The sequence below is a fragment of the Phytoactinopolyspora alkaliphila genome, from assembly GCF_010550695.1.
Taxonomy (GTDB): Bacteria; Actinomycetota; Actinomycetes; order Jiangellales; family Jiangellaceae; genus Phytoactinopolyspora; species Phytoactinopolyspora alkaliphila.
This window is the reverse complement of sequence record NZ_JAAGOB010000012.1, coordinates 39570-53173: the sequence shown is the minus strand read 5'-3', so window position 1 is coordinate 53173 and position 13604 is coordinate 39570. Positions and strand designations below refer to the sequence as shown.

Below are 13604 nucleotides of genomic sequence, written 5' to 3'. Positions count from 1 at the left end.
GCTCTAAGACCTGCGCATCCGCGTGCCCGGGGTAGCCTAGCGGGCGTGATGCCGTCCCCGGAAGACCCGGTCTACCCGCTCCATCAGCCGCTTCAAGGCATCCTCGACCGCTTTCTGGAGCAGCAGCGATGCCTACTTGAGCCGATCAGCACAGAACTGCTCCCATTGCTGGATGCGGCGGCGGAGTTCCTGAGCGGTGGCAAACGGCTCCGGCCCGCGTTCTGCTACTGGGGTTGCCACGCCGCCGAGGGTGTGGCTGACCACACGGCCCTCCTCACAGCGGCCGCGTCGCTCGAGCTGTTCCAGGCGGCGGCGCTCGTCCATGACGATCTCATCGACGGCTCGGATACCCGTCGCGGCCGTCCGGCGGTGCACCGCTCGTTCGCCACGCGCCACCAGAAGTCAGGCTGGAAGGGCGAGCCCGACGCGTTCGGTGCGGCCGCGGCCATTCTTCTGGGCGACCTTCTGCTCGGCTGGAGCGACGAGCTGCTGAGCCAGGCGGGCTTGGACGACGCCGCGCTGCACCGGGCCCGGCCCGTCTACGAGCGGATGCGAACCGAGGTGGGTGCCGGTCAGTACCTCGACATGCTCGCGCAGGCAGACACCGAGATCCCGCCATCGGAGCAGATCGTCCGCGCCGGCCGCGTGGTGCTTCACAAGTCCGCCCGCTACTCCGTTCAGCACCCGCTCGTGCTGGGCGGGCACATCGCCGGTGCCGGCCACCACCTGATCGCCGCCTATTCCGGCTACGGCGCAGCGCTGGGCGAAGCCTTCCAGCTCCGAGACGACATTCTCGGCGTGTTCGGCGATCCCGACCTGACTGGCAAGCCTGCCGGCGACGACCTGCGCGAAGGCAAGCGCACGCTCCTCGTCGCGTATGCGCTCAGCACCGCGGACCGCGCGCAGTCCGCCGTCGTCGCGGATCTGCTCGGCGACGCCGACCTGGACGCCTCCGGCGTGGACCGCCTCCGCCAGATCATGGTCGAGACCGGTGCCCGGGCCCGGGTCGAGCGCCGCATCGACGAACTCGTCGGGCAGGCAGAAGGCGCCGTCACCAGCATGAATGTCACTGACGACGGCCGTCAGGCGCTCCGGACGCTGATCACGCTCGCCACGGCCCGTGCCAGCTGAGCCGACGCGTCGATGCACATTGGGTCGACGCCCACGAGTTGGAAACACACGGGGCGGAAACGATCAGACGACATCCGCAGGCTTCAGGGCACGTGTGTGTCATCTGATCGCCCGACGTCCACATACTGAGATCTCATCAGGTGGCGTATCCCCCGGCTCAGGACCGGGTACGGTCACCTGATCCTCTCGGCGCTGACGATCAGGCGACGAAACGACGATCAGGTGACCAACAACGCAGGCTAGGCGCCGACAGCGTGCACACCGCCGTCGACGTGGATGACTTCGCCTGTGGTCTTGGGGAACCAGTCGGACAGCAGCGCGACGACGCCGCGCGCGGCCGGTTCGGGATCACTGAGGTCCCAGCCGAGCGGTGCCCGCTTGTCCCACACGCCCTCGAACTGGTCGAACCCGGGAATGGAGCGCGCCGCCATGGTCTTGACCGGACCTGCCGAGATCAGATTCACACGGACGTTGCGCTCACCGAGATACTTCGCAAGGTAGCGCGACGTCGCCTCGAGGCCCGCCTTGGCGACGCCCATCCAGTCATAGCCGGGCCAGGCCACCTGGGCGTCGAAGTCCATACCGACCACCGATCCGCCGTCCGGCATCAGGGGCAGCGCGGCCATGGTGAGCGACTTGAGGGAGTACGCGGACACGTGTACCGCCGTGGACACGTCGGCGAACTCGGCGTCGAGGAACGAACCGCCCAGTGCGGCCTGCGGGGCGAAGGCGATGGAGTGGACGACGCCGTCCAGCCCGTCGACGTGCTCGCGCAGCCGGTCAGCGAGCGAGTCGAGGTGCTCGTCGTTCTGGACGTCGACCTCAAGCACTCCTGCCGGCTCGGGCAGCCGGCTTGCGATCCGCTCCACCAGGCTCATGCGCCCGAACCCACTGATTACCACAGTGGCGCCCTGCTGCTGAGCGAGCTTGGCCACGTGGAAGGCGAACGACGACTCGGTCAGCACGCCGGTGACCAGTATCCGCTTGCCGTCAAGGATTCCCATGCTGTTCAGTGCCCCATTCCAAGTCCGCCGTCCACCGGAACAACCGCACCGGTGATGTATGCCGCTTCGTCGCTGGCCAGCCATCGCACGACCCGAGCGACTTCCTCCGCCGACGCATAACGGCCCAGCGGTATGCCCTTGAGTATCTCGTCCTTCCGGTCCTCGGACAGCGACGCGGTCATGTCCGACTCGACGAACCCGGGCGCCACGACGTTCGCCGTGATGGAACGGCTTCCGAGCTCCCGCGCGATGGACCTGGCCATGCCGACCATGCCGGCCTTGCTGGCGGCGTAGTTCACCTGGCCGGCGGAACCGAGGAGCCCGACGACGCTGGAGATGAATACGATACGGCCCTTCCTGGCACGAAGCATGCCCTTGGACGCCCGCTTGGCGACTCGGAACGCACCGGACAGGTTCGTGTCGACCACGTCGGTGAAGTCGTCCTCACTCATTCGCAACATCAACGTGTCGCGGGTGATCCCGGCGTTGGCGACCAGCACCTCGACAGGGCCCTGTTCCGCCTCGACCTTCTCGAACGCGGCCTCGACCGACGCGGCGTCTGTGACGTCGCACAGCACCCCGGACAGTCCCTCGGGGGGTTCGCCCGACCGGTGCGTGATGGTCACGGCATCGCCGGCCTCCGCGAAGGCGCGGGCGATGGCGAGCCCGATTCCACGGTTGCCACCGGTGACCAGAACTGACCGACTCACGTTGGGGGTCTCCTCTCACGTTCTCGACCCGCCGACGCTACCGCACGTCAGGCATCCTCGAGCCGGAAGCCCACCTTCATGCCTACCTGCACGTGTTCGACGTCTCCGTCGACGATCTGACCGCGGATCTCGGTCACCTCGAACCAGTCGAGGTGGCGCAAGGTCTGGCCGGCACGGCTGATACCGTTCCGGATGGCTTGGTCCACGCCGTCTGGCGATGTGCCGACTATCTCGGTCACTCGATAGGTCCGGTCCATGGCATCCTCCTCGTAGAGTGATACAGACCTGGCTGGTCTCCTGGTGGTTCTCCCCATACCGTGTCAGGTGTGAACCCGATTCACCACTCCGGCGGCCGGCGAGACGAGCCGGTGCAGTCGGTGACCACGGCCGCTGCAGGCCGTAGCAACGACTTGCGATCACGCCAGACCCGCTACCTGTGGATGATGGGAGTCCGGCTCGCGTGCCTGCCACTGGCCGTCATCACCTCCGGCTGGCTTCGTTGGGTGTTCATCGCTGGGGCCGTGATCCTGCCGTACATCGCCGTGGTCATCGTCAACGCGGCGAGCCGTCCCGCCGCCGGTGTCCTTGAATCGGTTCCCCCGCCGGCGCAGCGTGAACTACCTGCGGGAACCCAGAGCACCGAGCCAAATGATCAAAAACACCGAAGTTAGCTCTTCCGGTGAGCTCACCTGACGTGCAATACTCCCCAGGCGCACGTTCCGCATTCCCCCGTCGGTGCGCTGCGTAACGACGGCGTCGGGCGGCTTCCCCCGTGGCTGCCCGACGCCGCCGTTTTCTCGCCGTTTTCTCGGGGCTCGGCCGAGCTGTGTCTCAGCCGCCGATCGCCGACATCGGGCGGGACGGCTGCAGGAATCCCGGATCGTCGATGCCGTGTCCGGCCGCCTTGCCCGCCATCGCCACCTGCCAGCGCTCGGCCAGCTCCTCGTCGCTGGCGCCGGCGCGCATCGCGCCTCGCAGATCAGACTCGTCGCGCGCGAACAGGCAGGTGCGGATCTGTCCATCCGCGGTGAGCCGGGTGCGGTCACACGTGCCGCAGAAGGGCCTGGTCACCGAGGCGATGATGCCGACACGCGCGGGACCGCCGTTGACCAGCCAGGTCTCCGCCGGCGCACTCCCGCGCTCCTCCGGGTGGGCGGGAGTCAGCTCGAATGCCTCCTGCAGAGACACGAGGATGTCCCCCGCGGTCACCATGTCCGCACGGTTCCAGGCGTGCTGCGCGTCCAACGGCATCTGCTCGATGAAGCGCAGCTCGTAGCCGTGATCCAGGGCCCAGCTCAGCAGGTCCGGTGCCTCGTCGTCGTTCACGTCGCGCATGAGGACGGCGTTCACCTTCACCGGCGCCAAACCGGCTGCGTCGGCTGCCGCGAGGCCCTTCAGGACGTCGTCGAGGCGACGCCGGTGCGTCAGCACTTCGAACCGATCCGCACGCAAGGTGTCCAGCGACCCGTTGACCCGGTCCAGGCCGGCATTCGCCAGTGCTTCAGCCGTACGCGCGAGCCCGACGGCATTGGTGGTCAGGGACAGCTCCGGCCTGGGCGTCAAGGCGGCGCACGCCGCCACGATGTCGACCAGTCCGCGGCGCAGCAGCGGCTCACCACCGGTGAACCGGACCTCGCGGATGCCGAGCCGCTCGACCCCGACGCGAACGAGGCGAACGACCTCGTCGTCGGTGAGCATCTCGGGCTTGGGTAGCCACGACAGTCCCTCTTCCGGCATGCAGTACGTGCACCGCAGGTTGCATCGGTCGGTCAACGACACTCGTAAATCTGTGGCGGTACGCCCATACCGGTCGATAAGCATGTTCTCCAGGCTATGGTCTACGGTCGATTTGTGTACAGGTTCCTCGCGAGCAGGCGGTGGCTGGTCCGTACGGTGGCCGGCATTTTGCTCGTCCTGGTCTGCCTCCGGCTCGGCATGTGGCAGCTCGACCGCGCCGACGGGCGCTCCGAACGCAACGCCGTGATCGAGGCCAACGCCGACGCGCCACCCGTACCGCTGGACGCGATTCTCGCGCCGGGTGAGAGCTTCGACACCGCCGATCAGTGGCGACGCACCGAGGTCAGAGGCCGCTACGATCCCAGCAACGAGCTGTTTCTCCGGCTGCGGCCTCTTGGCGGTCAACGCGGCGTGCACGTCGTTACTCCGCTGGTCACAGCTGACGGCACTGCACTTCTCGTCGACCGCGGGTTCGTCCCGGCCGCCGACGACAACCCGGATGTGCCGCCCCCACCGTCCGGCGAGGTCGACGTCGTCGTGCGCCTCCGGGTCACCGAGGACCATCGGGACGCCGGGGGCACGCTCGGCCAGGGGACGGTCCGCGCGGTCAACGTCGCCGAGATCGCCGAGGCGATGCCGTATCCCGTGTACCCGGCTTGGGCCGAAGCGACGCCTCCGGTCCAGGAAGGCTTCACCGCCATCCCGCCGCCGGAGGCCGACAGTGGTCCGCACCTGTCCTACGCCGTTCAGTGGTTCATCTTCGCCACCGTCGGTGTCGTCGGATTCGTCCTGCTGATCCGAGCCGAGGCGAAAGGACGTCAGGAAACCGGCGCAGGCGGCGATTCGGACGGTGACGCGACAGGTGACGGGGAACGTCACCGGGCCGGCTCTGCTCCGGATGTCCTGCGTTCTCCGTCTCCCAGCGACGAGTCATCCAGCGCCCACCGCTCTCCGACCTGACGTCTCCGCCGGAGTGCGGACGCCCGCAGGACAGTGACGTTGCCGACCGCTATACTCCGGCGAGTCACGGTCCGGCAGTCACGGGAAGGGGGGCCCGTTCGACGATGGCTGACCTCATTGACCACGCCCTGACCTTCCCCGCTGTCGTGTTCAGCTTCATGCTGCTGGTGGTCGTGGCGTACTGGGTGCTCGTTATTGTGGGCGGGCTGGGAATCGACATGCTCGACGGCGAATCCGCCGAAGCCGGCGCAGCCGACTTCGCGGCCGCGGTGGGCCTGCGGGGAGTGCCGGTCACCGTGTCGTTGTCATTGATCATCGCCATCGCCTGGTTCGCAGCGCTCAGCGCCACGGTGGCGCTTGGCGAACTGGACCTTCCCACGCCGGCCACGGTGGCGCTGGGCATCGTCGCCGTCGCGCTCGCGGTGGTGATCGCGTGGGTCATCACCTCGCTCGTCGTGATGTTCATCCGGCGCACCCTCCCCCAGATCCGCGAATCCTCACGTTCCGACTTCGTCGGCAAGATCTGTGTCATCCGCACCGCACCCCTCGGGCACGGGACCGGCCAGGCGGAGGTCACCGCTGACGACGGCTCCACAGCGATCATTCACGTACGCCAGACCGGCGACGACGAGTTCCTCTCCGGAAGCACCGCACTGATCTTCGACTACGACTCTGACGGCGAGTTCTTCTGGGTCTCGCCGTTCGCCGCCGAGCTCGACCCCGGCGGCAGGCTCTGACCCACCCGGCCTCACCATTCGTTCTTGACGTAAGGATTCTCACGAGATGGAAACCCTCGGCACCGGTTTCGGTGTGCTGCTAGCCGTCATACTCATCGTGCTGCTGGGCTTGGTCTTCGTGATCACCCGGCTGTTCCGCAAGGTCGAGCAGGGCCGGGCGTTGATCATCTCGAAGGTGAAGAGAGTCGACGTCACCTTCACCGGCGCGGTGGTCCTGCCGATCATTCACAAGGCCGAGTTCATGGACATCTCGGTCAAGACCATCGACATCGAACGGACCGGTCACGAAGGCCTGATCTGCAAGGACAACATCCGGGCGGACATCAGGATCACCTTCTTCGTCCGGGTCAACAAGACCGTCGAAGACGTCGTGAAGGTCGCCCAGGCCATCGGCACCGCGCGCGCCAGCGATCAGAACACTCTGCAGGAGCTGTTCAACGCCAAGTTCTCCGAGGCGCTGAAGACCGTCGGCAAGCACATGGACTTCGTCGACCTCTACACCAAGCGTGACGAGTTCCGTGACCAGATCATCCGGGTCATCGGCACCGACCTCAACGGTTACAGCCTCGAGGACGCCGCGATCGACTTCCTCGAGCAGACACCGATGTCCCAGCTCGACGGCCAGAACATCCTGGACGCCCAGGGCATCCGGAAGATCACCGAACTCACCGCGCTGGAGCACATCCGCACCAACGACTACGAGCGCAACCGCGAGAAGGAGATCACCCGCCAGAACGTCGACGCGCGTGAGGCGATCCTCGAGCTGGAGCGCCGCCAGGCCGACGCCGAGGCGACCCAGCAGCGTGAGGTCGATACTCTGCGGGCGCGTGAAGAGGCTGAGACGGCACGTGTCCGGGCGGAGGAGCGGTTCAAGGCCGAGGCCGCGAACCTGCGCACCGACGAGCAGATCGGTGTGCAGAACGAGAACAAGGCCCGCGAGATCGCGGTGGCCGAACTGAACCGGCAGCGTGTCGTCGCGGTCGAGACGGAGAAGATCGAGAAGGACCGCATGCTCGAGGTCGTGGCGCGGGACCGGGAAACCGAGCTCGCCACCATCGAGATGGCGAAGGAGGTCGAGACCGAGAAGCGCGCGGTCGCCGAGATCGTGCGGGAACGCGTCGCGGTCGACAAGACCGTCGCCGAGCAGGAAGAGAACATCAAGCGAGTCCGCACGGTCGAGGAAGCGGAGCGGGAGCGCGAGGCCCGAGTCATCACGGCCGAGGCGGAAGCCCAGGAGAACCTGGTCAAGGACATCAAGGCCGCGGAGGCCGCCGAACAGGCCGCCAAGCACAAGGCCCAGGAAGAGCTGGTGCTCGCCGATGCCCGCCAGCAGGCGGCAGAGCTGGACGCGCAAGCCAAGATCCGCCTCGCCGAAGGAACTCAAGCCGAGGCCGCCGCTGCAGGCTTGGCCGACGTCCAGGTCCGCGAGCGCGACGCCGAGGTCATCGAGAAGGTCGGCCGGGCCGAGGCGTCCGCCGCGCGGGAGAAGGCACTCGTCGAGGCCGAGGCGATCCGGGAGAAGCTCAAGGGCGAGGCGGAAGGTCTCACCGAGAAGGCGGCCGCGATGGCGGCGCTGGATGACGCGAGCCGGGAGCACGAGGAGTTCCGGCTGCGGCTGGAGATGGAGAAGGACGTCAGGCTCGCTTCCCTCAACGTCCAGAAGGACGTCGCCGAGGCCCAGGCCAGTGTTCTGGCCACGGGTCTGGAGCAGGCCGACATCAGCATCGTCGGCGGCGAGAGCGTCTTCTTCGACCGGCTGATGAGCTCGATCTCCCTCGGCAAGGGCGTGGACGGGTTCGTCGGCAACTCGGAGGTGGTCAGCACGCTCGCCAAGCCCTGGTTGAACGGCTCGTCGAGCTTCGTCGACGACATCACCGGGCTGCTCGGCTCCTTCGACACCGAGGACCTGAAGAATCTCACCGTCTCCGCGCTGCTCATGCAGCTGATCGGCAAGGGCGGGCCGAACACGGCGAAGCTGCAGGGCCTGCTCGACACGGCGCGCAGTCTGGGCTTCGCCGACCAGCCCGTGGCCGCTCTGACCGGCGCGAAGCAGTAACACCGGCGTGTCCGAGACCACGACCGAAGCCCCGCCGGCCGGCTCCGAGCGCACCGAGAACGACGACCACCCCGGCCTGGAAGCCGGCACCTACGAGGTGCTCCGTTCCCGGCTGCGGGAACAGGCCGGAGAACTCGCTGCCCGGGCCGAGCGGCTCAATGTCCAGCGCCTGGACGTCTTCGGTGGAGCCCAGCTCGAGCTGATCGGCACTGAACGGATCCGCACCGAGCACAATTGCGTGCCGCGGGACATCGTCTCACTCAGCATGGGGTCCCCACAGGAAGTGGACGGAAACGGCAACGCCGGCGCCGGCGGGTTGATGCTCTTCGGCTACAACGTGTTCATCGGCATGAAGCCGGAGACCAAGATCTCCGACGTCTTCTCGCTGCACCGGTTCGCGCGAGCCGCGGGCGACACGGCAGCCGGTGCAGGCGATGAGGCCGCTACGGGCTCCTTCCGCTTCGACGACGCCGATCTGGACGAGCTGCCCGGGCTGCTGGAAGGCGACCGGTTCCAGCGCGAGTTCGCGGACATGTACCGGTACTTCCGGCAGACTCGCCTTCTTCAGCTCCGCCGGACCGAGGACAAGCTCCTCGCGGTCTTCCAGACCGGGCCCAGTATCGACGACACCCGAGTGCTGCGCTGGCGGACCGGACCGGACGGGACGCTCGCCTACCAGGACAACCGCGGCGACCGTGACCACACCTTCCCGCCATCGCACGACTTCGAGTGGATCGAGACCACCCGGGAGAACCACGTCCCGGGACGGTACCCGCACATCTCGATCGAGGACGCCGTCTTCGTGGAGACCACTGGCGGCGAGCTCACCATCAAGGTGGAGAACAACACCGAGTCGGGCGCGGGCATCTACCGTGAGCCGGTGGACGAGGCACTGCAGAGTCTCGCCGACGCCGACGTGCACTACGCCCGTCTGGGCTCGCTCATCCTGCTCCGGATCCGGCCCTACAACGAGACCACGTGGCGCCACCTCGTCTTCAACACCAGGACCACCCAGGTCGTCCGCCTCGACGGCATCGGACAGGCCTGCCTGCAGCTACCCGAGGATCACGGCATCATCTTCCCGGATGGCTACTACCTTGCCACCGGCGAGTACCGGACCTTCGATGCCGACGTCACCGACCTGGAGTTCAAGCGCACGATCCGCTCGCCCAACGGCGAGGACGTTCTGTACGTCTTCCATGCCCGCGAAGAGGGCCGCTCGCTGCTCCTGCCCTACAACGTGATCCGCAAGGACGTGGCCACCCCGATCCCCTGCCACGGATACTCGCTCTTCGACGACGGCACGCTGGTGATCCTGCGCGCCACGTCCGAGGAACCAACGCGGGTCCACCCAGTGCAGGTGTGGCAGACGCCGTTCCAGTCCGACGTCTACGCGGCCGCCCAGCCCGTGGGAACCGGCCCCCTCGAGCGGGTCGGCAACGCCGAGCTCGTCCGGGGTATCTCCGACTGCCTGTCCGTGACCCGGATGATCAGCGAGATGGCACCGTCCACCGCGGTGTTCGAGGCGATCATCGCCGCCTGCGCCCGCGCCTTCGACAGCTATCACTGGCTCGGGGATCGTGACCTCTCAGATCTACGCACGCCACTGGCGGAGATCAGGACCACCGCGGAACAGGTTCTGGACGAGTTCGAGAACGTCCAGGCGCTGATCGCTCAGTCCACGGCGGCCGTGGAAGAAACGGCGCAGAGCATCCAGTCCCTGGTGCGGCGGGTACGTGGCGAGGCTCCGCGCTCCGCTGAGGCGTGGGTGACCCAGCTCGCCGAGCTCCGGCGGTCCAAGGGGCACGTGGTGACGCTGCGCGACATGCGCTACGTCGACGCGGACCGGCTGGACGAGCTGGACCGGACCCTTGAGGACGAGCTCGCCTCCGCGGCCGAGCGGGCCGTGGAGTTCCTGCAACGCGAGGACGCCTTCCTCAGCTATCACGAGGATGTGGACCGGCTCACCGCCGAGGCGGCGGTGATTCCCACGGTCGCCGACGCCACCGAGGTGGCCGACCGGCTGGCCGAGCAGTCCCAGGCGCTGGAGACGGTGACCGACGTCATCGGATCCTTGGACATCGCCGACGCCACCATGCGCACTGCCATTCTCGAGCGGATCGGCGAGGTGCTCGGCGCGCTGAACCGGGCCCGAGCCACACTCGAGGGCCGCCGGCGCGACCTGCTCGCTACCGAGGGACGGGCGGAGTTCGCCGCTGAGTTCGCGCTGCTCGGACAGGCGATCACCGGTGCTCTGGCGGTGGCGAACACCCCCGACGCGTGCGACGATCAGCTCGGCCGGCTGCTGCTGCAGCTGGAGAACCTCGAGGCCCGCTTCACCGAATTCGACGACTTCCTGGCTGAGCTCGAGACCAAGCGGGAAGACGTCTACGAGGCGTTCTCCGCGCGCAAGCAGGCGCTCGTCGACGAGCGCACCCGACGGGCCGACCGTCTCACCGACTCGGCCGAGCGCATCCTCACCAACGTGCAGCGGCGTGTCACCTCTCTCGGCTCGGTCGACGAGGTCAACACGTACTTCGCCTCCGACGCGATGGTCGCGAGGCTCCGGAAAGTCGCCACCGAGCTCCGCGAGCTCGGCGACCAGGTCCGAGCAGAGGAGCTCGACGGCCGGATCAAGGCCGCGCAGCAGGAGGCCGGCCGGGCACTGCGAGACCGCATCGACCTGTACGACGACGGCGGCGAGACGATCCGCTTCGGCCAGCACCGGTTCGCGGTCAACACGCAAGCGATCGACTTGACCCTGGTCCCCCACGACGGCCGGATGACCTTCACCGTCACCGGGACCGACTTCCACGCCCCCGTCGACGATCCCGAGTTCGAGAAGACCCGCCCGTTCTGGGATCAGTTGCTCGTCTCCGAAGCGCCCGACGTGTACCGCGCCGAATACCTCGCGGCGTCGATCCTCGCCGACGCTCAGGAGCGCAACGGCCTCACCCTCGAGCGCCTCCATGAAGCGGCCATCGCCGAGAACGGGCTGCTGCGGCTGGTGCGTGAGGTCGCGGAGAGCCGATACGACGAGGGTTACGAACGCGGCGTGCACGATCACGACGCCGCTGCCATCCTCGACGTGCTCCTGCGGATGTACACGGCCGCCGACTTGCTGCGGTACACACCGGCCGCGCGGAGCGCGGCACAGCTGTTCTGGGCCTTCGGAGCGGACCAACAAGCCAGATCCTCGTGGTCCACGCGGGCCGCGTCGCTGCACAAGGCCCGGTCGGCCTTCAACTTCCACCGGTCCGACGCGGTCGACTCGCTCTGCGACGAGCTCAGGGAGGCTATCGCCGCGTTCCATCACGACGCGGGCCTCTCCGCACAGGTGGCCGGCGACGACGCCTCCCAGGCCGGCGAGTACCTGTTCGAGGAACTCGCTGACGCCTCGGCCGGATTCGTCGCTCACGCCGGCGCGAAGAAGCTTCTCGACTCGTTCCACCGCTCGCTGAGCCGCCGCTCGGGTGCCGGATCGCGCCAGGCGTTCGAAGAGGACCTGCGTGCCCTCGAATCCGATCTGGCCGCCCGGCATCAGCTCGCCACGGCGTGGCTGAGCTCCTTCATGACGGCCACCGCCGACACCGAGCCGGGCGGCGGGGAGCGTCGTTCGCGGGAACCCTCGGCATTCGAGGCCTCCGATCTTCCCGAGGCCGTCGCTATCGAGTTGTGCGGCACCGCGCTCACGCGGTACGACTCCTCGGCGGCACTGACCAGCACAGTCACCGGGCTACTCGGAACCCACCCGCGGATCGCCGAACGCAGTCTGCGCGTCCGGCTGGACGAGGTGCTGTCCCGCACGCGTCGCTTCCGCTTGGAGCGGGTACCGGCCTACCGGGCCTACCAGCGCCAGCGCAGCGAACTCGTCGCCCGCCAGCGCGACGTCCTCCGGCTGGACGAGTACAAGCCGCAGGTGATGAGCGGCTTCGTCCGCAACCGTCTCCTCGACGAGGTCTACCTGCCGCTGATCGGCGACAACCTGGCCAAGCAACTCGGCGCCACGGGCGAGTCCAGGCGCGTCGACCAGAGTGGACTGCTGCTACTGATCTCGCCGCCCGGCTACGGCAAGACGACGTTGATGGAGTACGTCGCCAGCCGCCTGGGGCTGGTATTCGTCAAAGTGAACGGGCCAGCGCTCGGGCACGCGGTCACCTCGGTGGATCCAGCGGAGGCGCCGAACGCGACGGCACGGCAAGAGGTCGAGAAGATCAACTTCGCGCTGGAGATGGGCAACAACGTCCTGCTCTATCTCGACGACATCCAGCACACCAATCCGGAGCTGCTGCAGAAGTTCATCTCCATGTGCGATGCCCAGCGCCGGATGGAGGGCGTGTGGAACGGGCGTACGCGCACCTACGACCTGCGCGGCAAGCGGTTCGCCGTGTGCATGGCCGGCAACCCGTACACCGAGCAAGGGCAGCGTTTCCGGGTGCCGGACATGCTGGCCAACCGCGCCGACGTATGGAACCTCGGTGACGTCCTCTCCGGCCGCGACGAGCTCTTCGCACTGAGCTACATCGAGAACTCCCTCACCGCGAACTCGGTGCTCGCGCCCGTGTCCACGCGTGAGCGCGCCGACGTCGACCTCCTGGTGCGCCTTGCCCGCGGCGACCAGAACGCCCAGCGCGATCAGCTCGTCCATCCCTACTCCTCGGTGGAGCTCGACCAGATCCTCACGGTGCTGCGTAAATTGATCCGGGTTCAGGAGGTGGTGCTGGCGAACAACCAGGCTTACATCGCCTCGGCCGCCCAGACCGACGCATCGCGGACCGAGCCGCCGTTCCAGCTGCAGGGCTCCTACCGCAACATGAACGCCCTGGCCGGCCGGGTGGTGGCGGTGATGAACGACGACGAGCTCGAGGCGCTGGTCGACGACCACTATGTGGGCGAGGCACAGACCTTGACCGCCGGCGCGGAGGCGAATCTACTCAAGCTGGCGGAGCTGCGTGGACGGCTCACCACCGAGCAGGCCGAGCGATGGGCGGAGGTGAAGTCGGCCTATCTGCGGGCCAAAGCCCTGGGCGGGGACGACGAGGACCCGATGAGCCGGGCGGTCGGTGCCGTGGGACTGCTCGCAGATCGCGTGGGCGGCATCGAGGACGCGATCAACTCGATCACCGACAAGGCGTTCGACCAGCCCAGCCGTGGCGCACGGGCGCGCCGGCCGAAGGGCCACCACGCCGACTGATGCGGCCGGTGTGCCGGCGGCCCGGCAGCCTGCCGGGGGGCACGGAGGCCTGCAAGGACCTGTGGCCTGCAAGGA

Annotated in this window: 10 protein-coding genes; 6 read left to right on the top strand and 4 right to left on the bottom strand. The window is 67.7% G+C overall.

The features are described 5' to 3' along the window. The first annotated feature begins 48 nt into the window (after positions 1–48). Positions 49–1131: a polyprenyl synthetase family protein gene (locus tag G1H11_RS19710; protein ID WP_163820411.1), complete on the top strand. Its 1083-nt coding sequence runs from the start codon at positions 49–51 to the stop codon at positions 1129–1131. A gap of 239 nt (positions 1132–1370) precedes the next feature. Here G1H11_RS19710 and fabI read toward each other — a convergent pair whose 3' ends face one another. Genes fabI through G1H11_RS19695 form a run of 3 tightly spaced genes read right to left on the bottom strand, consistent with a single transcriptional unit; the run spans position 1371 to position 3102 of the window. Further along, positions 1371–2135, bottom strand: coding sequence for an enoyl-ACP reductase FabI (gene fabI, locus G1H11_RS19705; protein ID WP_163820313.1), 765 nt, complete (start codon positions 2133–2135; stop codon positions 1371–1373). Positions 2136–2140: 5 nt separating this feature from the next. Continuing rightward, positions 2141–2845: a 3-oxoacyl-[acyl-carrier-protein] reductase gene (gene fabG / locus G1H11_RS19700; RefSeq protein ID WP_163820312.1), complete on the bottom strand. Its 705-nt coding sequence runs from the start codon at positions 2843–2845 to the stop codon at positions 2141–2143. Positions 2846–2892: 47 nt separating this feature from the next. Continuing rightward, the gene (locus G1H11_RS19695) at positions 2893–3102 is read right to left on the bottom strand and encodes a dodecin (protein ID WP_163820311.1); all 210 of its coding nucleotides are present in this window, start codon (positions 3100–3102) and stop codon (positions 2893–2895) included. 69 nt (positions 3103–3171) lie between these two features. Here G1H11_RS19695 and G1H11_RS19690 point away from each other — a divergent pair, with 69 nt between their 5' ends. Then, positions 3172–3516 carry a DUF3099 domain-containing protein gene (locus G1H11_RS19690; protein ID WP_163820310.1) on the top strand — a complete coding sequence of 115 codons (345 nt, stop codon included), beginning with the start codon at positions 3172–3174 and terminating at the stop codon, positions 3514–3516. A gap of 160 nt (positions 3517–3676) precedes the next feature. Here G1H11_RS19690 and moaA read toward each other — a convergent pair whose 3' ends face one another. Then, a complete protein-coding gene (gene moaA / locus G1H11_RS19685; RefSeq protein ID WP_163820309.1) occupies positions 3677–4666 on the bottom strand; it encodes a GTP 3',8-cyclase MoaA in 990 nt (329 codons plus the stop codon). A gap of 30 nt (positions 4667–4696) precedes the next feature. Between moaA and G1H11_RS19680 the strand changes: the two genes are divergently transcribed. From G1H11_RS19680 to G1H11_RS19665, 4 genes are all read left to right on the top strand, one after another. Beyond that, complete coding sequence (locus G1H11_RS19680) at positions 4697–5542, top strand: SURF1 family cytochrome oxidase biogenesis protein (protein ID WP_163820308.1); 846 nt, start codon at positions 4697–4699, stop codon at positions 5540–5542. 104 nt (positions 5543–5646) lie between these two features. After that, positions 5647–6279: a hypothetical protein gene (locus tag G1H11_RS19675; protein WP_163820307.1), complete on the top strand. Its 633-nt coding sequence runs from the start codon at positions 5647–5649 to the stop codon at positions 6277–6279. 46 nt (positions 6280–6325) lie between these two features. Then, entirely contained in the window at positions 6326–8335 is a 2010-nt protein-coding gene (locus G1H11_RS19670) for an SPFH domain-containing protein (protein ID WP_163820306.1), read from the top strand. Positions 8336–8342: 7 nt separating this feature from the next. Beyond that, the gene (locus tag G1H11_RS19665; protein ID WP_216843945.1) at positions 8343–13529 is read left to right on the top strand and encodes a DNA repair ATPase; all 5187 of its coding nucleotides are present in this window, start codon (positions 8343–8345) and stop codon (positions 13527–13529) included. The last annotated feature ends 75 nt before the right edge of the window (positions 13530–13604 follow it).

Coding starts and splice junctions, on each gene's coding strand:
- G1H11_RS19710 (WP_163820411.1), top strand. CDS start 49: ATGCCGTCCCCGGAAGACCCGGTCTACCCGCTCCATCAGCCGCTTCAA.
- fabI (WP_163820313.1), bottom strand. CDS start 2,135: ATGGGAATCCTTGACGGCAAGCGGATACTGGTCACCGGCGTGCTGACC.
- G1H11_RS19695 (WP_163820311.1), bottom strand. CDS start 3,102: ATGGACCGGACCTATCGAGTGACCGAGATAGTCGGCACATCGCCAGAC.
- moaA (WP_163820309.1), bottom strand. CDS start 4,666: ATGCTTATCGACCGGTATGGGCGTACCGCCACAGATTTACGAGTGTCG.
- G1H11_RS19675 (WP_163820307.1), top strand. CDS start 5,647: ATGGCTGACCTCATTGACCACGCCCTGACCTTCCCCGCTGTCGTGTTC.
- G1H11_RS19670 (WP_163820306.1), top strand. CDS start 6,326: ATGGAAACCCTCGGCACCGGTTTCGGTGTGCTGCTAGCCGTCATACTC.